The sequence below is a fragment of the Lysinibacillus sp. RU7 genome, from assembly GCF_057837305.1.
Genome location: NZ_JBYQFK010000008.1, coordinates 90733 through 107318 on the forward strand (window position 1 = coordinate 90733; position 16586 = coordinate 107318).

26 protein-coding genes are annotated in these 16586 nt (G+C 40.6%); 2 read left to right on the forward strand and 24 right to left on the reverse strand.

The window, feature by feature from the left end; all coding sequences use genetic code 11:
• Positions 1–3: 3 nt before the first annotated feature.
• From AC3II9_RS07940 to AC3II9_RS07955, 4 genes are all read right to left on the reverse strand, one after another.
• Positions 4–486, reverse strand: a complete 483-nt coding sequence (locus AC3II9_RS07940; RefSeq protein ID WP_489154610.1) for a sigma factor-like helix-turn-helix DNA-binding protein — start codon at positions 484–486, stop codon at positions 4–6.
• Positions 479–1837, reverse strand: coding sequence for a DEAD/DEAH box helicase (locus AC3II9_RS07945; RefSeq protein ID WP_489154612.1), 1359 nt, complete (start codon positions 1835–1837; stop codon positions 479–481). Before AC3II9_RS07945 ends, AC3II9_RS07940 begins: the two co-directional genes overlap by 8 nt.
• A complete protein-coding gene (locus tag AC3II9_RS07950; RefSeq protein ID WP_489154614.1) occupies positions 1834–2118 on the reverse strand; it encodes a PDDEXK family nuclease in 285 nt (94 codons plus the stop codon). The genes AC3II9_RS07945 and AC3II9_RS07950 overlap by 4 nt, the downstream gene beginning before the upstream one ends.
• A 356-nt stretch (positions 2119–2474) precedes the next feature.
• Positions 2475–4982 (reverse strand): virulence-associated E family protein, encoded by a 2508-nt coding sequence (locus tag AC3II9_RS07955; RefSeq protein ID WP_489154615.1) that lies wholly within the window; start codon positions 4980–4982, stop codon positions 2475–2477.
• Between the two features lie 49 nt (positions 4983–5031).
• On the opposite strand from AC3II9_RS07955, the gene AC3II9_RS07960 reads away from it, so the two are divergent.
• The gene (locus AC3II9_RS07960) at positions 5032–5253 is read left to right on the forward strand and encodes a hypothetical protein (RefSeq protein ID WP_489154617.1); all 222 of its coding nucleotides are present in this window, start codon (positions 5032–5034) and stop codon (positions 5251–5253) included.
• Positions 5254–5333: 80 nt separating this feature from the next.
• Here the strand turns inward: AC3II9_RS07960 and AC3II9_RS07965 are convergent, their stop codons facing one another.
• On the reverse strand, positions 5334–5558 hold the full coding sequence (locus tag AC3II9_RS07965; protein WP_489154619.1) for a hypothetical protein: 225 nt from the start codon (positions 5556–5558) through the stop codon (positions 5334–5336).
• Between the two features lie 83 nt (positions 5559–5641).
• On the opposite strand from AC3II9_RS07965, the gene AC3II9_RS07970 reads away from it, so the two are divergent.
• Positions 5642–6481, forward strand: coding sequence for a hypothetical protein (locus AC3II9_RS07970; RefSeq protein WP_489154621.1), 840 nt, complete (start codon positions 5642–5644; stop codon positions 6479–6481).
• Positions 6482–6490: 9 nt separating this feature from the next.
• Here AC3II9_RS07970 and AC3II9_RS07975 read toward each other — a convergent pair whose 3' ends face one another.
• From AC3II9_RS07975 to AC3II9_RS08065, 19 genes are all read right to left on the reverse strand, one after another.
• Positions 6491–6652, reverse strand: a complete 162-nt coding sequence (locus AC3II9_RS07975; RefSeq protein ID WP_489154623.1) for a hypothetical protein — start codon at positions 6650–6652, stop codon at positions 6491–6493.
• Between the two features lie 14 nt (positions 6653–6666).
• Positions 6667–6870: a hypothetical protein gene (locus tag AC3II9_RS07980; RefSeq protein WP_489154625.1), complete on the reverse strand. Its 204-nt coding sequence runs from the start codon at positions 6868–6870 to the stop codon at positions 6667–6669.
• Positions 6871–6984: 114 nt separating this feature from the next.
• Entirely contained in the window at positions 6985–7209 is a 225-nt protein-coding gene (locus AC3II9_RS07985; RefSeq protein ID WP_489154627.1) for a hypothetical protein, read from the reverse strand.
• Between the two features lie 27 nt (positions 7210–7236).
• Complete coding sequence (locus AC3II9_RS07990) at positions 7237–7431, reverse strand: hypothetical protein (RefSeq protein WP_489154629.1); 195 nt, start codon at positions 7429–7431, stop codon at positions 7237–7239.
• A 36-nt stretch (positions 7432–7467) separates the two neighbouring features.
• Positions 7468–7887, reverse strand: a complete 420-nt coding sequence (locus AC3II9_RS07995; protein WP_489154630.1) for an SAM-dependent methyltransferase — start codon at positions 7885–7887, stop codon at positions 7468–7470.
• A gap of 68 nt (positions 7888–7955) precedes the next feature.
• A complete protein-coding gene (locus AC3II9_RS08000) occupies positions 7956–8171 on the reverse strand; it encodes a hypothetical protein (protein ID WP_489154632.1) in 216 nt (71 codons plus the stop codon).
• Positions 8168–8899, reverse strand: coding sequence for an FAD-dependent thymidylate synthase (thyX, locus tag AC3II9_RS08005; RefSeq protein WP_489154706.1), 732 nt, complete (start codon positions 8897–8899; stop codon positions 8168–8170). The genes AC3II9_RS08000 and thyX overlap by 4 nt, the downstream gene beginning before the upstream one ends.
• A 116-nt stretch (positions 8900–9015) precedes the next feature.
• Positions 9016–9507 (reverse strand): hypothetical protein, encoded by a 492-nt coding sequence (locus AC3II9_RS08010; RefSeq protein WP_489154634.1) that lies wholly within the window; start codon positions 9505–9507, stop codon positions 9016–9018.
• A gap of 83 nt (positions 9508–9590) precedes the next feature.
• Positions 9591–11309, reverse strand: a complete 1719-nt coding sequence (locus AC3II9_RS08015) for a sigma-70 family RNA polymerase sigma factor (RefSeq protein ID WP_489154708.1) — start codon at positions 11307–11309, stop codon at positions 9591–9593.
• 69 nt (positions 11310–11378) lie between these two features.
• A complete protein-coding gene (locus tag AC3II9_RS08020) occupies positions 11379–11654 on the reverse strand; it encodes a hypothetical protein (protein ID WP_489154636.1) in 276 nt (91 codons plus the stop codon).
• 32 nt (positions 11655–11686) lie between these two features.
• Positions 11687–11851, reverse strand: coding sequence for a hypothetical protein (locus tag AC3II9_RS08025; protein ID WP_489154638.1), 165 nt, complete (start codon positions 11849–11851; stop codon positions 11687–11689).
• A 38-nt stretch (positions 11852–11889) separates the two neighbouring features.
• On the reverse strand, positions 11890–12021 hold the full coding sequence (locus tag AC3II9_RS08030) for a hypothetical protein (RefSeq protein ID WP_489154713.1): 132 nt from the start codon (positions 12019–12021) through the stop codon (positions 11890–11892).
• Entirely contained in the window at positions 12005–12514 is a 510-nt protein-coding gene (locus tag AC3II9_RS08035) for a hypothetical protein (RefSeq protein ID WP_489154639.1), read from the reverse strand. The genes AC3II9_RS08030 and AC3II9_RS08035 overlap by 17 nt, the downstream gene beginning before the upstream one ends.
• Positions 12504–13094: an IDEAL domain-containing protein gene (locus AC3II9_RS08040; RefSeq protein WP_489154641.1), complete on the reverse strand. Its 591-nt coding sequence runs from the start codon at positions 13092–13094 to the stop codon at positions 12504–12506. The genes AC3II9_RS08035 and AC3II9_RS08040 overlap by 11 nt, the downstream gene beginning before the upstream one ends.
• Positions 13039–15051 (reverse strand): DNA polymerase, encoded by a 2013-nt coding sequence (locus AC3II9_RS08045; protein ID WP_489154710.1) that lies wholly within the window; start codon positions 15049–15051, stop codon positions 13039–13041. The genes AC3II9_RS08040 and AC3II9_RS08045 overlap by 56 nt, the downstream gene beginning before the upstream one ends.
• A gap of 228 nt (positions 15052–15279) precedes the next feature.
• Entirely contained in the window at positions 15280–15747 is a 468-nt protein-coding gene (locus tag AC3II9_RS08050; RefSeq protein WP_489154643.1) for a hypothetical protein, read from the reverse strand.
• Positions 15748–15966 (reverse strand): YqaI family protein, encoded by a 219-nt coding sequence (locus tag AC3II9_RS08055; RefSeq protein ID WP_489154645.1) that lies wholly within the window; start codon positions 15964–15966, stop codon positions 15748–15750.
• A complete protein-coding gene (locus tag AC3II9_RS08060) occupies positions 15959–16324 on the reverse strand; it encodes a hypothetical protein (RefSeq protein WP_489154647.1) in 366 nt (121 codons plus the stop codon). The genes AC3II9_RS08055 and AC3II9_RS08060 overlap by 8 nt, the downstream gene beginning before the upstream one ends.
• Positions 16311–16586, reverse strand: a complete 276-nt coding sequence (locus AC3II9_RS08065; protein ID WP_489154649.1) for a hypothetical protein — start codon at positions 16584–16586, stop codon at positions 16311–16313. Before AC3II9_RS08065 ends, AC3II9_RS08060 begins: the two co-directional genes overlap by 14 nt.

A 16586-nucleotide genomic window follows, 5' to 3' on the forward strand; every position in this document is an offset into this window, starting at 1 on the left:
GAACTAAATTTCTATTTTGTGCTTTTCAAGTATTTCTTGGATTTTCTCTCGTGCTCGCTCGATGTGCTTTTGCACTGTAGGAGCTTTTATATTCAACTCATCGGCAATTTCTTGGAATGTACGCATATGTGCCGTATGAAGTAAAAAACACGTTAGCTGTCGTTCTGACAGTTCACTTAGTACAAAGTTGACAACTTGCTTTTTGTATTCGCTGAGTTGCCTTTCTTGTCTGTCCGTATCTAGTTCAAGACAAGGGAACATATTCACGTTTAGCAGTAATCTTTTGGTGTACGCACTTTTCGTAGTTGTGCCTTGTGGTTTCACATTTGGTTGATTACCTGTACGCATCCATGCAAGCGCATAATCGAGATCATATAGCATTTCACCTATAACCTTCTGTTCATCAACATAAAGGTTACTCGGGTCTACGTTGATTTGATTTGCCAGCCGCTTTGCTTTTCGGTACTGCACGATTAAATCAATCATCGTTGCCGACCTCCTCGATTTTTGCCTTGACTGCTGCCATTAACGCTTCTTGTTGTTGTTCCTTACCTTCCAGTACAGACATAACACGCTCATCGATAGAATCCTTCAACACGATGTGATGAATAATCACGGTGTCTTTTTGCCCTTGACGATGTAGACGTGCATTTGCTTGCATGTATAACTCAAGTGACCAATTGACACCAAACCACACAATGATGTGTCCACCGTCTTGCATGTTCAAGCCGTGACCTGCTGAAGCTGGATGTGCAAGTAGTATCGGGATTTCACCGCTATTCCATCTCTCGATAGATACTGAACCTTCAATCTGCACAGCTTGCTTGAAACGTTTTTGAATACGTTCCACATCATGCTTGAAATTATAGAATACGAGAATTGGTTGCCCTTGAGCCCCTTCAATAATCTCCTCTAGTGCATCAAGCTTGGCGTCGTGAATGTGTTGTACCCCTTCGTTGTCGTTATAAACAGCCCCACTAGATAACTGCAAAAGCTTATTACTTAAAACAGCAGCCGTGCTTGCAACGACGTCACCGTCGGTGAACTCAAGTATATACTCTTTTTCGAGTTTCTTGTAAAGCTCCCACTCTTTCGGTGAGATGTCTACTTGTACAGTATTCATAACGGCAGAAGGTAAACTTTTCAGGTAGTCCTTTGCCTTCATCGACAAACAAACGTCTCCTATCGCATCGAAAATAGTGTCATCTGCACCCGGCTTTAGGTCAATGCGATATGTGTACTTGTTCTCGTCAAAATACTTTTGCTTGTAGCCTGTGAACGTCTTCCCTAGTCGCTCACCTTGATCCAGTAAATACACTTGGCTCCATAAATCGATTAAGTTGTTTGGTGCCGGTGTACCCGTTAGTAAAATCACACGTTTGCAAAGCGGCCGTACTTTTCGTAAGGCTTTAAACCGTTTGCTTGATGGATTCTTAAAACTTGAACTTTCATCAACAACAACCATATCGAAGTCCCACTTCTTGCCCAAAAGGTTAACAAGCCATTCGACGTTTTCTCGGTTAATCACGTAAATGTCAGCTTGCTTTTGCAAGGCTCGTCTACGATGCTGTTCACTGCCTAGCACTTTACTAATTCGTAAGTGTCTTAGATGGTCCCATTTATCGATTTCACGCCCCCAAGTATCTTCTGCCACTCGAAGGGGTGCAATAACTAAAACCTTCACCACGTCGAAGTAATCATTAATCAATTCGTCGATAGCCGTTAACGTAGAAACGGTTTTCCCAAGTCCCATATCTAAGAAAAGCCCGTAAGCTGGATTCTCGATAATTTTTTCAATCGCAATTCGTTGATACTCATGCGGAATAAATTTTGTCATTCACTCATCAACTCACTTATCATTTTATCCACCGACGGTGAACCTGTCAACACAAAAACTCGGCAACCTAAACTCGTTAATATTTTATGTATGTATTTTTGCATACCTGATACACGTCCTCCTTTTTCAACCTTCACTTCTGCAAAGATTATTTTCCCTTCAGGAAGTATGCAAATGCGATCCGGTACTCCCCGTTGCCCAGGACTTTCCCACTTGTAACATTTACCTCCCAATTTCTCGATTTCACGTACCAAATATTTTTCAACTTGCGACTCTCTCAAAATGGTCAATCCTTCCATGTAAATATATGGGGTAAACAGGTAAACAAAAATTTTCACGAAACTTTTATATATACGGGTTAGGGATAGTGTATATAGCCTATAGGTAATCATATATACTATATATCTCTCTATTATTATATTTAATACTTTATATAATATTTATGTTTACTTTGTTTACTAAGTTGTTTAAAGCTAATAATATCAAGGGTTGAAACGGTAAACAAAAGCGGTAAACAAGACAGAAACGCTTGTTTACTTTGTTTACTCCATAATTTTACAGACGCGTTTCGGTAAACAAAGTAAACAGACAATAAACAAACTTTGTTTACCCCATTTTCTGTATAAAATAGAATAAACTATGCATCTTCTACCCGATAAAACCCTCTCTGTGTGCCGTACTCTCCTCCAAATTTTATGGTCGAATTGTGCTTTTTCCATCCCGGTAAACTGTTCAAAATAGACATAATTTCTCGTCTATCGAAAGCAGAAATGGACGCTTTATCCTTCCCTAAACACTCACACCAAACCTCTAAAGGACAGATTCGGTCACGGTATATAATTGTATTTTTATTCGTTTCATTGCATTTATTTTCATTTAAAATTTCGTCCACGTCGTCTGTAACGGTGTCCATTTCCTCGAATTCTTCCATCGTCTGAAGTAGTCTTTTTCGCTCAGCAATCGGTTTAGTGTACCAATCAACTGTAATAGGTTTCGATAAAAACTCTATTATTTGACCTGTGTATGCCGACTCTTCTGTATGTGCAAGTTGCATTTCCAGTGCCATAGACGCCACTCGCTCATCTAAGTACAATGCGAAACCACTGTGATACAAATGCACTGCCTCAGCCCACAATTGGTCGATATCTTTTTGCAATAAATCTGACCAACTTTTTTTGGCACCATACGTAACAGGTACAGGTAAAAAACGACGGTTCCCTGTACGATCTCGTAAGAACTCATCCTCGTTTGTAGTACCAATGAAAATACATTGTCTTGGAAACTCTTCTGGGCGCTTACCGTATGCCACACGGTAACGGTCAACTTGCTTTGTTAAGAAGTGCTTAATGGCTTCCGTTTCTGCTTTACGTGTAGCTGCAAGCTCACCCATCTCCATTAACCACACACCGTGAAGCGCCTCATACGCCTCTTTACCACTAACAGAAGTCAAGCTATCTGAATACCACTTACCTCCTAATATGCGATACAAGGATGATTTACCGATTCCTTGTGGACCGATTAAAGTCAGCATGTAGTCATACTTACAACCTGGTTCCATAATACGTGCAACTGCTGCAACCATTGTCATTTTTGTAACAGTGCGAGTATACTCGTTATCATTTGCATTCAAGTAATCTACTAGAAGCGTTTCAACACGAGGCTCTTTATCCCATTCCACGCTCTCTAAATAATCACGCACAGGATGGAACGAGTTAGCACGCTGAACGGCACCGAGCACATCATCAATTTTTTCTCGACCACGCTTAATACCCCAAACTAAATCGAGGTATGTACGTAGGTCCTGGTCATCGCCGTTTGTCCATGTGATGGACTTTTCACGCTTGCGCCACGGTAGATTGCGAAGCACTTCAGGTTGCCGGTTGAACTCGTTAAAGCCGAAACAACCTTTTAAGTTTGGATCGTTTTCTAAGATGAGCTTGATATTTTTTGCACTGACCTCGTACTCACCTGACTCCAATAATACAAGCTGCTTCATCCATTCTGTATCAGCCTTCTCAACTTCACCTATCACCGTGTCCGGCTCATCTAAGAAATCATCTTCTACGCTTTTTAGGCGCTCTGCTGCAAGCGTGAGCTTAACGTTCTCATCCTTTTTAGAGAACTCGTTCATGGCTTTCACAGACGGCATACGGTTAATCGGTGTACCTTCTTTTGCCTCCTCGTCTAAATCGTCGTACAGATGCAGCCGTACAAGGTCAAACGCATTCACCAGCTGTTCACTGGTCGGGTCGGTACCGTGGTGAGAGTAAGCAAACACATCATCGTACACCACTAAACCACCTGTTGTACTACCCCCTAAAAAGGAATAACGACCCTCTCCAGCAGGCTCGTACTTATCGGACAGAAACGTTTCAATCGCTTCACTAATCGAGTACGTGCGACAAAAGGCGCCGACCATACCAGGCTTCTCCAGCGGGTTGCCTTGCTTGTCTGCCATCTTCTTACGTGCTTCACGCTGTCGACTAGACTCTGGCCATTCACGTGGATCACGCCAATCATGGTACAAGTTTAAAATATCCGTCGGGTTTAAAAACGGTGCATCCTGATAATCGAACACGTACTCCCCGTCACTGGACGTAGACGGCCAATACATTAAACGGTGAGGCTGGTAGGTTGTATCGTCGAAATAATCGATGCCAAACTGTTCAGCCAACTTCTTCGCAACGGCTACATACTCCTCTGCTGTTACTGACTGAGACAGTGGGATAATTAGTCGTAACCGAGGCTTTTTGGGTTGGTGCTTATGCGTAGAATAGATAAGACACGCATGGTCGAAAATCGCAGTTACACCATCCCAGAAGTCCCCCTCGATGAAGTCGGCATCTAATGTAATCATCTGACGCCACGCAACGTTTTCTGCCTTACGTCGTCCGTTTTTCAAGCTACCTGCTACAAAACCCCCGACGTCCTTAATTGCGTCCTGTTCGGATTTAGGTAGCTTCATATACTCAGCAAACGTTTCCTTCGTCCGAACAGTTGAAGCGACTTTTTTGACAAAGTCGCTGTACATCATCTCTTTATTTTTCCATGACGTAGACTTACGACTGGTAGCCGTCGCAATCGTCACTTTGGCATCATGCTTCAATTGAATACGTGCTTGTTTACTTATGGAAGACTCTTGCATGATGTTCAGTCCTTTCTAAACTATTAAATGTAAAAATATATGGTATAATATGTTTATTCGTTCTCTTAAGCAGGTGGTTGCACCTGAGCAGGTTATCTCCACTGGGGACTCAACTACAAAAGAAAAGGGAGATGATATCATAAAAAAAACATTCACAACTCCTAAAGGCTTATCAATAGTTTTTGCATCGTTAGTACTTGTTTTACAATCTTTAGTGGTAGCATGTAATATTATGGTTTATAAAGACTCCTTAGTTGAGGAGCCTGCTTAAGAGAACCGACTAATGAAAGGGTATTTCGATTAAATAAATCGGATACCTTTTTTATTTCTAAACGGAAATTACAGAAGATCTCACTCCTCCAAATACCCTGCATCGCGTAACTGCTGTACATTCATTTCATGTTGATCTTCCACACCAGTTCGAAACTGTGACACTTCACCGTGATAAGGTTTACGGAACAGATGTACAATTGTTGCTCTGTCTTTACTCACGTAACCACCATCCACAACTGATAACCGATAGCCTAAACGAGAGAGCGCCTGACTGTCTACCGTCGGTTTTACTTTAATACGCATACCATCACTTTCCTTTCATTAATTTCGAAGAACATTATTTTTAAATATGCTATAATTATCCAAAATAATTTGGAGGTTTAACTGTGGAAAAAGATTTAGAATATTTTATTACTAAAGCTTCTTTATATGAAAAAATTAATCTAGTTGAAAATAAAAAACTTTTCGAAGAATTAACCTTAAATAGAGCGATTACCTTTCAAGTGGATACGTTCTGCCCCAAGTGCGGTAAAGAAACACCATTTCACCTAGCCGAAAGGACTAGTATTATTTTAGATAACCGTCCGAGATTCGTTACGGACAGTAATGACGTGGCAGAAAAGATAACTAACGATTTGCAAAGAGTAGAAGGGTACTCAATTATTTTACGGTGCGGTAAAAATGCAACACATCTTCACCTTTACAGATATAAGTTCGTTGATGATTACGTTATTAAGTTTGGGCAATACCCTTCTTTAGCTGATTTAGAAATATTCGATACTAAAAAATACAGCAAAATCCTTTCGAAAGATTATAAAGATTACACAAAAGCTATCGGGTTACGTACTCATGGAGCTGGTGCTGGATCTTATGTGTACTTACGTCGTATTTTTGAAAACATCATTTTTGAAACTTATGAGAATGTGAGACATTCTGAAGATTGGGTAGATGATGATTTCCAGACTAAGAGAATGGCAGGTAAAATTAAAGCTTTAAAAGATTACCTCCCTGACATCATTACCGAAAACACTAGTCTTTACGGAATCCTCAGTATCGGAATTCACGAGCTTGATGAACAACAGTGTTTAGAATATTTCCCTGTCATGCGAGCTGCAATCGAAATGATACTTGATGAAAAACTTCGTAAAAAAGAAGAAGAAATGAAGTTTAATAATCTAAAGCAAGCGATTGGAGCAATTTCATCAAAAATTGGAGAAGGGCGTTGATTCGCCCTTTTATATCCCTCTCACCGTCTCAGGCTTCACTTGCCACGTGACTGTAGTAGTGACGCCTTCATGTTTCACAATGATAAAGTGCTTTCCTTCTTCATCAGTTCGGAGTGTACCTGTCACTATGCCACCGTTTAATGTTTCAGCTGTGTAGTATTTATTTGCCAAACTAATCCCTCCTATCACGCATACGCCGATAAACCTTCTAACTCATCGCGCACTCTTTTCAAGTGTCCAATGGCGTCCTGTTTGCCTGCTTCATTACCGTCTTGCATTGCCACCCATAAGTCACCTAACCAGTAATCTTGTTCGCTTAGAAGTATTTGCTTATATTGTTTCTCAATATCATCTTTGCGAAGTATTTTTAAAAATTCTCTAGCTTTCATAAGACCACCCTTTCTTATTTAGTAAGACTGACAATGAAGCGACCTAGTAAAAACCCATAACTCACGGCAAACGCAATCAAGAAGAGTCGGAGGCACGTTGATACGTGCCAACCTTTAAACTGTTTCATAAAGCTCGTCCTCCTCTTCGTCAAGCAGGACTAATCTGGAGCCGTTAACACCTGTACGCTTGAGATGAGAAGGTGTTTTATAGAAAGCAATCGTTTTCGGTAGTACACCTAATTGCTTTGCAATCTCGTAAATCGTACCTTCACAGACGTACTCATCGCCTCGGTAAAAAGCGTATACCTGACGTTGCAACTTTGTGTTTTTGTACTTCATGCAACCACCTCCACCATCGGTGAACTTTTATTCATCGTTCTCCATGTAAATGCGTACATCGATGTCGTACTGAAAGTTTTCTACTTCTAATTGATCTGCAATCATCTCTTCCACATGACTAATTGGGCGTAATTCACCGTTGAAGTAAATCTCCTGTTCGTCGCACCCAACAAGTGCAACAGCTAATAACAATAAAACGGCTAACATTAATAACTTTTTCACTTATAGACCTTCTTTCTTTTGTCGAATTACTTAAAACTACTTCATGAAAACAACCCAATGCGTCTTCGCTCTCTTGTTCCCATACAATGGCTGTTGACTGAATAATTTCAAGATCTCCTTTAACGGTATTTGGTCCTCGTTCCACTTAAAAACAAGCGTCCCGTTCGGCTTTAAAACTCGCATACATTCATCGAAACCCCGTTTCAAATCGTCTGGCCAAGTATCTCTAGTTAGCCGTCCGTATTTTTTAGCAAGCCATGATTTACTACCAGCGTGCAATAAATGTGGAGGATCAAATACAACGTGATAAAAACTTTCATCTGGAAACGGGATATTTCGAAAGTCGGCAACTACATCTGGGTTCACATCAATTACATGTCCGGTGTCTAATTTTTCGTATTCTGTACGTTTATCCATGAACGTTACATCTTCATTTTTTTTGTTAAACCAAAACATCCGACTGCCGCAACAGGCATCTAAAATTCTAGTAATTTTAATTTCTCCTTCCTATTTTTTTTGTTCTTCTACTTAACTACTTTTTCAGCAAACCATTTAGCAAAAATGCTTATAAGCTCACTCGAATCATCAAGTACAATCTTCTCCAGCACATACGTAGCCACCGTTAAAACAAATAACAATAATACGATGGGCAACCAAATCGGGCAAAGAACCCATACAATAATATTTTCTGTAATCTTTTTAACTTTAAGCTGCTTTTCTGTACCTACGTTAACCCTCATAGACTTTCACCTCTTTCAAAAAATTCAGCAGTCCACGGCTCCACTTCCACTACAAGTTCACGTAATTTCTCTGCAAGCTGACGGATTTCATGTTGCGCTTGAATACTAGAACGCTTCTTATGAAACTCCAGTAAAGCTCGTAGATTAATAGAGAGCGTTAAATGACAAGCGGCTGCACTCGGTAATACAGAACGGGCATCCTCTGCCTTAATTCCGTCCTCAATCAGTAAGTCATAAACTTCTTGAAGCGTAGCCATAGCCGTTAGAAAGGTATCTTTCGTTTTCTGTTCTGCTTGTTTAATACTTTCAGGCATGATGAAATCGAAACCTTTTGCTTTACCGTCACTCGATAAGTTCACAAAGCGTTGCGATTGAACGGAAAAACCTAGACCGATGCGATGCCTTGTTAACTGTGCCAGTAACGCCCTTGATACACCTTCTACGGCAAACGTGAACTGGATATGTTCAAGTGTAGAAGTGTGGCCCGACTTGACGATATGCCGGAACAGCCGTTTTCCTTCTTTCCCTTTTTCACTGAGATACTTCTGACCGTCTGTGTTAATCACATCTGATGGTTTACCTGCTGAATAGCAAGTACGGATTGCCGTTAAAGCAATCAATTGCCCGTCTGCTACTTCATCGTCAATGTCACCGTGTACCAGTGTTTCAGCTACTTGCTCGAAAAATTCACACGATAAGCGCGTATGCGCAAGAAGCGCAACATTCATTTCTACTTCCATAAAAATACCTCTCTTTCTACTAAGTTTTATTTAACTAACAAATAGGTGTAGGTGGCTTGAGCGCTAACTCGTAAGCCTCCTGCAATGCTTCAAGTGAGTATGTTTCATAGTAGTTCATCATGGACACCTTCCCAATTTAAAAGTGAGATGTTTTTTCTGTTTAACTCTATTCGCAACTTTAACGCTTGCAAATACACCAGCCCGTCAGCAAATTCTTGTGAAGCGCGGTCAGCAAATTCTTGTGAAGCGTGGTCAATCCATTCTTCCACTGAGAGTTTTTCGGCATCTACGGTACCACCATACTTCTCAATCCCTTTTGCCGTTTGCTCTCGCAAGATATTCTGTACCCTGTCTAGAACAGCATTTTCATCAATCGCCTTTTGTACTGGATCAATCACTTCGTAGTAGCCGTTTAATATAAGCGCTAAATCGTTTAACGGCACATCTTTTAAAGTTTCAAACCGTCTTAATTCACCTTGATAAAGATGATTAGGTGATGCAGCAATTTGCAAAATATCACTGTTTGTTAAATACGGACGTTCTCTCTTAATTACTTCGATTGCATCAACAACACCTTGTACAACTTGTACTTTCATTTCGTCACTCCTCCGTTTCCACCTACGGTGAACCATAAGTTAAAAATAAAATTCCACCGCAGGTGAACTTAACTTTATTGTAATTAGTAATTTCTGTTTTGTCTAGAAATATTTTCTGCATGTTTTCTATCATACGCATCTGATAGCTCTTGCCAGTTGAAGCCGAGCATCTCCACAAAAATACGGAACGAGTTAAATAAATCGATATACAACTCAAGCGGTGAATCAGTTTTACGGAACTGTAAAAGTTGTTCAATGAGCAGTAACATTTGTTCTGATACAGTCTCACCTTGTACGATCGCATCGGTATAAGCAACACGCTTGAACCCTCGTTGCACGCCGCGGCTGATAATGAAATGCATCACGTCTGCAAGTTCTTCCACAAGTGCTGCACGGTCAACATTCTTCTGCTTTTTCCAATACTTGAAGGACTGTTCTTCCTGTGCCACTTCTGCAAGCTCGACAATTGTTGCAAGAATATGTTCTGACTCATAATCAGCAATTTGCAGACCATTTGATTCACAAATCAATGCATCAAGCTGAGCTTGCATAGAGAATAGACGGGTTGTACGCTCTGACCAAAGCTCGTTACGGGTATCACGCAATTCAGCATTTAACTGTTGCACAATGTCCAGTAAATTTTCGTTCTCAAAAGCAAACTCCAATGCTGGATTACCTTGAACAGTAGGCTTTTGCACTTCTACAGGTACCGGCTCTTCTTCAGCAGTTTTTGTAACTTGTTCAGCTTGTGAAGGCGTCTCAGAAGGTGCTGGCACTTCTTGTGGATCTTCTGTTTTATGACCTTTTACCAAGCCGTTGTCCCTTTTCCACTTATACCAAGTAACATTATGCCAGTTTACTTCCTCATCGTGCTTGTTCCACAAGCCTTGAATTGCGCCGTCTTTAAGACCAGTTTCTTTTAGTGCGTGATAGTTTTCAATTGAACCTGGTACTACTCCGATCTCTTCCACGGTTTTCGACACACCTGAAGGAACCTTTTTCACAATAGTATATTTACTGTGTGACACGACTGTACGTTCTTCTAAACCTTGCGCTTGCCAATTTGGGTTAATCGTTAAATCTACAATTACAGAATTTTCACGAACAGCTATCACTTTGCCTCTAAGCTTTTGCCCTTCTATTTTGCCGTCCCACTCCACGATATTTCCTTCTTTTGCTTTCACTACGTTTGACAAATCATCCAACTCCTTTTTGTGCTCATTCCTACTTTTAGGTTCACTAAAGTAAGCAGTTAATTTTTCAATAGCGCTTTTTGCTAAACGACTAACGTAAGATTGCGAAATGCCAAGTTTTTCGCTTAACTGCCACTGCTTTAAAGGTTCATCACCTAAAGCGTCGGATAAAATGAAACATTCATTTTCAGTTAAAATTTGTGGCGCTACTTCCCTGATTTCGCGCAATAGTTCTGCCTGTTCTACGTCCAGTTCAAAGCAGGATTCGTCAGTCAGTATATCAAGGAGAGTAAACTCATTCCCTTCTGCATCTACAGTCAGCGACGATTCTATTGAAATAGTGCCTGTATGCCGTTTTTCCTTTCTGAACTGCATGAAGATTTCGTTGTTCATAATGGTTGCAGCATACGTAGCAAACTTAACACCAGCATCTAGTTTGAAACTGTTAAAGGCTTTTAACATACCGATATTCGCAACACCTGTTAAATCATCGTATGAGATGTTCGAGTTTTTAAATTTACTAGCGATGAAGTGAGGGTATTTTTCATTCTTCCTGAAAAACCATTCACGGATATCTTCTTTTTTTTTGTTCGTCTGTTTCCGTGTGATAGAGTGCTAATAGTTCTTCGTTTGTTAGGTCTGTCACTTGAGTTAGCCTCCTTTCTTTTGACAGATTAATTACCAACTAAAACGTAAATATTTTGATTTGAATAGCGAGAATGTAGCCCGTTCAATTACGTCGATTTTTACGCCATCTAACAAATCCGAAAGTAATTCAAGAAAAGGTTCGGAGGTTGCTAACGGTTCATCTTGTGAATTGAGTGGGACAAAATATTCACGTTCACCTTTATCAGCCTTCTCTTCCAATTTCTTTTTTACGTTGATAGCAACGTTCAACGCTGTATCTTCAATCGCCTTCTGAGCTTTAGCAGCTAACTCTTCTTTTAAAGACATTTACATTACCCCCCTTTCTTTTGACGGGATGCTTAGTTATCTTTCTGCTTTCTTTCCAAATATGCAGCCGTATTATTTAAAGATTCATAAACTTGATCCAGTGTTTTAGTATCACCCAAAATATCCCGATTCGTTTTGATATGCCAAGCAATATTTTCTACCATTTTCTTAATCTCTTTGATTTCGATAGTTTCCATCAACGTACCTCCTTTACGTAAAATAATGTTTCAAACACCTACAACTCTAAAGCCCCTCTTTGCCAACGATCAACGAATGTTTCAAACGGTATACCGAAGCGACCGTACACATCGTGATAAACAAAATACACGCCTAAACGCTCCAATAAATCGTCATGTATTTGCACCAAGCTCACCTTCCTCCAGCACAGGTATCTCTACTTCATCGGGGATAGAGATGTCAACACCGTAACCCGTAATGAAAAACTCGCCTTTAGTTATCCCTTTTCCATAAGTGATACGCAGTCCGTCAGGCTCATGTGCAAGTTCTATATCCATGCGAAGCTTCTTTACTTTTCTCTTAAATTCGTTTAAGAGTGAAAGCGTAATAATAACTCCCGTTTTCAAGCGAATTACTTCAGTTTTGGATAAACGCTGAAGCTTATCTTTCATACGATTTAAACGTTCTATCTCGTTACTAATTTTAGGGATTGATATTGCTATAGTTGCGAGTTGCCCTTCACACTTTTCTAAAGTTTCTTCATCGCCCGCTTTATCCGCTAATCGAGCTGATTTCTCAAGGACTTTTCCATCTTTCTTTAGCTCCTTCAGCAAATCTTTAGATAAAGCAATATCTTCCGAGCATTGTAACAGTTCATTAGTAACCCACTGTTTAAAGTCCATTGCTGTTACCTCCTAGCTGTTTTAGAAGTTTGTTATATTTAGCTGATAACTCTAGAAAATCTTCCTTGTAGCCGAGATCAAGCGCTAAATCGATTGCTGCACGTAATGAACGTATTTCTTTTTCAATTGCCGCATTGACGTTTACTGGAATCGTTACGGCTTTTATACTCGATTCCCTACCGTCCATAACATCGAAAATCTTACGGTAAAACGGCGAAGAATACTCTTCCATCATGCGTTGCATCTTACTTGAAATGTCCTCGCCTTTAGCATTAAAAAATTGAGCATCACCGTAAGGAATCCATACTTCGCTTTCCCCGTCAACCAGCTCCACGTGCGTCTCTACGTCTAAGCAGAAAAAGCAAATTGACTTTTCCGTATGCCTGTCCATCACATAAGGATCACCTTTCACTTTTTTACCGCAACAGGCACAAACGGTTTTATCACCTTTTCCAAACACTTTTTCATAGGCTTTTTCAAGTGAGTCCGTACTTTCTGAAAAGACAATCGGCTCGGGTAAAGAATCAGTCTTTTTTATAGAATGGCGTTTCGAAGCCATCTGCTGTAAGTGGTAAACCACTAGCCCAACTGATAGTACCCCCCATAATTTCCTCAATGTCGACAATACTATTCGCCTCACTTTCTATTACAACCTCATCGTGTACATGCATTACGGTTGGATAGCCCTCTTTGTCTAACCGTAAAAGTGACATGGCCAGGCAATCACGTGCAATGGCTTGTACAGCATTCTCGACTAATTTCCCTCCGTAAGTGGTTAAGTTCACCCACTTTTTACTTTCTGAGTGAAGCCCTTCATACACGATCTCTTGTTTGCCTTCGAACTTTTGATGATCCCGTAAACGAGCATTGAAGTAACAAAGCCTACGACCACTCGGTAATTGCATCATTAGCGTTTGCTTGTGCATGTAGAACTGAATGCCTTTTTCAAACGCAATAACTTCACCTGGTTCCTCTAGTGCTCGCATAGCTGCACGTTCAATGCTGTACCACAATGATACGATTTTCGGGTTTGCCTTACGCCACGCCTGTACTAGCCCTGGCAACTCTTCTTCAGGAACACCTTGCTTTAAAGCACCCATCGAGATAAGTGCGTTTACTCCTCCTTGATAACCAAGAGCGAGTTCGGCAACCTTCCCTTTTTGGCGTAACGGTGAGCCTTTGTCTATTGTTTCGATTGGAACACTAAACATTTGTGCAGCAGAAGCCTCGTAAATCTTCCCGTGCGTATTGAATACTTCTAAACGCCATTTCTCCCCACCAAGCCACGCAATAACTCGCGCTTCAATAGCTGAGAAGTCACTTACGGAAAACACTTTTCCGTTTGGTGCAATAAAGGCTGTACGGATTAGTTGTGAGAGAATGTCCGATACAGAATCGAATAACATTTCAATTGAGTCCATGTCTTGAGCCGACACTAAACGTCGCGCTAAGTCTAAATCATCGTCGTTAAGAGAGTGCTTCGTTAAATTCTGTACTTGCACTAAACGCCCTGCCCATCGCCCTGTACGGTTCGCACCGTAAAACTGTAACAGTCCTCGTACTCGTCCATCGCGACAGATGGCACTTTGCATAGCGTTGTACTTTTTAACGCTCGTCTTGGATAATTCTTGGCGTAATTCAAGCATGGTACGAACGTCACCAGTTGCATTTTCTAGTGCATCTGCAACCGTAGCAGCTTGTAAGTTCTCAATCTCTAAACCCTGCCCCTGTAACCACTTGAGTAATTGTGCATTAGAGTTCGGATTATCTAACCCTGTAATCTCTCTGCCCCAAGCCATTAGCTTGTCTTTATAGGCAGCATCTACGACTTGCGCACCGTTCACTAAAGCTTCATCTAACAAAATGCCACGGTCGTTAATGTTTTGATCCAGGTAATAGAGCATCATTTCAAAACGGTCTGACTTACTGCCAACGTAAACATACTCCTCTACAACGTCACCGATTGCCTTTTCTACCTCCACGTCCTGTCGGCAGTAACTAACGAATGCATTCCACTTTTCCATGTCATGGTGTGGCAAGTTGCGCGTCTCTGGACGAGTTTTCGTCGGCTTACGTGGTTTAGAGAAATAGTTGATAAGTACTGTACCAGCTTCATCTTTTAACACATCGAGTTTTAGTGCGATAGCTGCTTGTTTTAATGTAGCTGGTAAACCGGCACGAGTAGAATCGACCATCGTACAACGCCATTGTTTTGGGTCCAGGTACCCGAGTTCAGTGAATCCTTCGCTATATGATGCGACTTCAAGAAACTGTCTCTTTAAATACTCACTTAATGCAATTCGCTCAAATGCTGCATTCCATGCTTTCTTTAACACGCTTGGGTCTGATAAGGCACATAAGATTTCATATGGAATCTCTTCACCTAACGCCAGCTCAACTGTTTGTGTAGGTTGCCCGTCTATCGAATAAGCAAAAATCAAAATCTCGAAATCTTCTGCTTCGACATATTTATAGACACCACACTTTTTCAGGTCATTACTGGAGTACGTTTCAATGTCGATATTAAGCGTTTTAATTGCACTCACCTTCTTTTGAAAAATATTGAAATTAAGGTTTTTTATTGTATAATTAAATTAAGTTTTATTTTTTTGAGGAGAGGCACGGACACTAGTCTAAATTTTTGCCTCTTTAAAGGGTGAAACCTATGGAGATCACTATTACCTTTAAGGTGAAAGTATCACCAGCAGTAGCTATGCTACTAGTAAAGCTGTTCGGTCTTTAGACCGTTCAGTTTTTTTTTATTTCTAATAAGCTACAAAATAATCAAAATCACTATCACACGTCAGTTCTTCTGTAGCAACAGCACGTTGTACAGAAAGCTCTGCGTTGCATTTATGGCACGTGGTTTGTGTAGCATCTTCTTTAATGAACCGTTTCCCTTTATCACCACACCCACATCGATAGCTGCATTGATACAATTTCACACCGTTTAACTCTCGAACACCCTTAACGGCTTCTACAAAATTTCGAGAGCTGTTTACTGGTCGTTCTTCTATCTCCGTAACACTTTCGCTATAGCCTTTTAAGAATGTTGCAAGTGAACTGATATGCTCAGGTATTACCTCGTTGTTATCGTTCTTTACATGTAAAGCATCGAGCATTGCACCGTTGCAGATTATGTGGAATAAACCATTTAATGCTCGATCAACACGAGTGACGTCGACATTCTGCATCTCAAATTCAAAGTTTGGCAGTTTAAAACGTATGTTCATCTACCCACGCTCCTTTTCTGCAAACATGTCCTTCATGTAGACAAGTACATTTTCCTTATGCACCTTCCCAAGATCCGTCTCGAAATAGGTATCACCTAACTTTATTTCTGTTCCGTAAATGTCCTCCATGTACGCCTGTTCACATTGCATTTCTACTAATAAACTTTGACGTGATGTATGTCCGAATCTCGCTATATTTTCAACGATTGGATTATCCATCAAACTCGCCTCGTTTCATTGCAGTTACTAAACTACGTATCTGATTAAGTGTCATAGTTTTCAGCTGTCCACGTGCCCACGATTGAAGGTCGGTAAGCTCGTTTGCATCAGAGACGGATTTTTCGTAATCTTCCATTGAACGATACACTTTATGGTTATACACCGTATCACTGCCTCTAAAATCTTTTTGAGAAATTTTGTACTCAAGACCTTTACCGTCGCACCGTACAAGATAAGCACTTGTCCCATTAGCACGGACTACTTCACATTTAGCAGTTATATCAACACTGTCCCAGTATCTATTTCTAAGTACGAGCACTACGATTTCACCCGTCTCTAGCTTTTTACGCTTTCTCATAATACCCCTCCAGTACCGAACGGTTAAAAGCTTCTATACTCTCCCATAGTCGGTATTCATACTTCGACTGTTTCCTTTTACATGTCAAATGGTCTCGACTAAAACGTAACCAAAGTTTCGGTGTATCTTTGAAATGAACAGGACATGTAACGATATGCGTTTTAGTTACGGACACTACCTTGTGCTGCTTACAGTACGGTTTAGCATTGCGTAATCGATTGAATACTGACACATAAACAACTTGTCCTACTTGAATATCCAT

Bases quoted from the DNA above. Each gene is read 5' to 3' on its own strand.
- AC3II9_RS07940 (WP_489154610.1), bottom strand. From the start codon at position 486: ATGATTGATTTAATCGTGCAGTACCGAAAAGCAAAGCGGCTGGCAAAT.
- AC3II9_RS07945 (WP_489154612.1), bottom strand. From the start codon at position 1,837: ATGACAAAATTTATTCCGCATGAGTATCAACGAATTGCGATTGAAAAA.
- AC3II9_RS07955 (WP_489154615.1), bottom strand. From the start codon at position 4,982: ATGCAAGAGTCTTCCATAAGTAAACAAGCACGTATTCAATTGAAGCAT.
- AC3II9_RS07960 (WP_489154617.1), top strand. From the start codon at position 5,032: ATGTTTATTCGTTCTCTTAAGCAGGTGGTTGCACCTGAGCAGGTTATC.
- AC3II9_RS07965 (WP_489154619.1), bottom strand. From the start codon at position 5,558: ATGCGTATTAAAGTAAAACCGACGGTAGACAGTCAGGCGCTCTCTCGT.
- AC3II9_RS07980 (WP_489154625.1), bottom strand. From the start codon at position 6,870: ATGAAAGCTAGAGAATTTTTAAAAATACTTCGCAAAGATGATATTGAG.
- AC3II9_RS07985 (WP_489154627.1), bottom strand. From the start codon at position 7,209: ATGAAGTACAAAAACACAAAGTTGCAACGTCAGGTATACGCTTTTTAC.
- AC3II9_RS07995 (WP_489154630.1), bottom strand. From the start codon at position 7,887: ATGTTTTGGTTTAACAAAAAAAATGAAGATGTAACGTTCATGGATAAA.
- AC3II9_RS08000 (WP_489154632.1), bottom strand. From the start codon at position 8,171: ATGAGGGTTAACGTAGGTACAGAAAAGCAGCTTAAAGTTAAAAAGATT.
- thyX (WP_489154706.1), bottom strand. From the start codon at position 8,899: ATGAATGTTGCGCTTCTTGCGCATACGCGCTTATCGTGTGAATTTTTC.
- AC3II9_RS08010 (WP_489154634.1), bottom strand. From the start codon at position 9,507: ATGAAAGTACAAGTTGTACAAGGTGTTGTTGATGCAATCGAAGTAATT.
- AC3II9_RS08020 (WP_489154636.1), bottom strand. From the start codon at position 11,654: ATGTCTTTAAAAGAAGAGTTAGCTGCTAAAGCTCAGAAGGCGATTGAA.
- AC3II9_RS08025 (WP_489154638.1), bottom strand. From the start codon at position 11,851: ATGGAAACTATCGAAATCAAAGAGATTAAGAAAATGGTAGAAAATATT.
- AC3II9_RS08035 (WP_489154639.1), bottom strand. From the start codon at position 12,514: ATGGACTTTAAACAGTGGGTTACTAATGAACTGTTACAATGCTCGGAA.
- AC3II9_RS08050 (WP_489154643.1), bottom strand. From the start codon at position 15,747: ATGAACATACGTTTTAAACTGCCAAACTTTGAATTTGAGATGCAGAAT.
- AC3II9_RS08055 (WP_489154645.1), bottom strand. From the start codon at position 15,966: ATGGATAATCCAATCGTTGAAAATATAGCGAGATTCGGACATACATCA.
- AC3II9_RS08060 (WP_489154647.1), bottom strand. From the start codon at position 16,324: ATGAGAAAGCGTAAAAAGCTAGAGACGGGTGAAATCGTAGTGCTCGTA.
- AC3II9_RS08065 (WP_489154649.1), bottom strand. From the start codon at position 16,586: ATGGATATTCAAGTAGGACAAGTTGTTTATGTGTCAGTATTCAATCGA.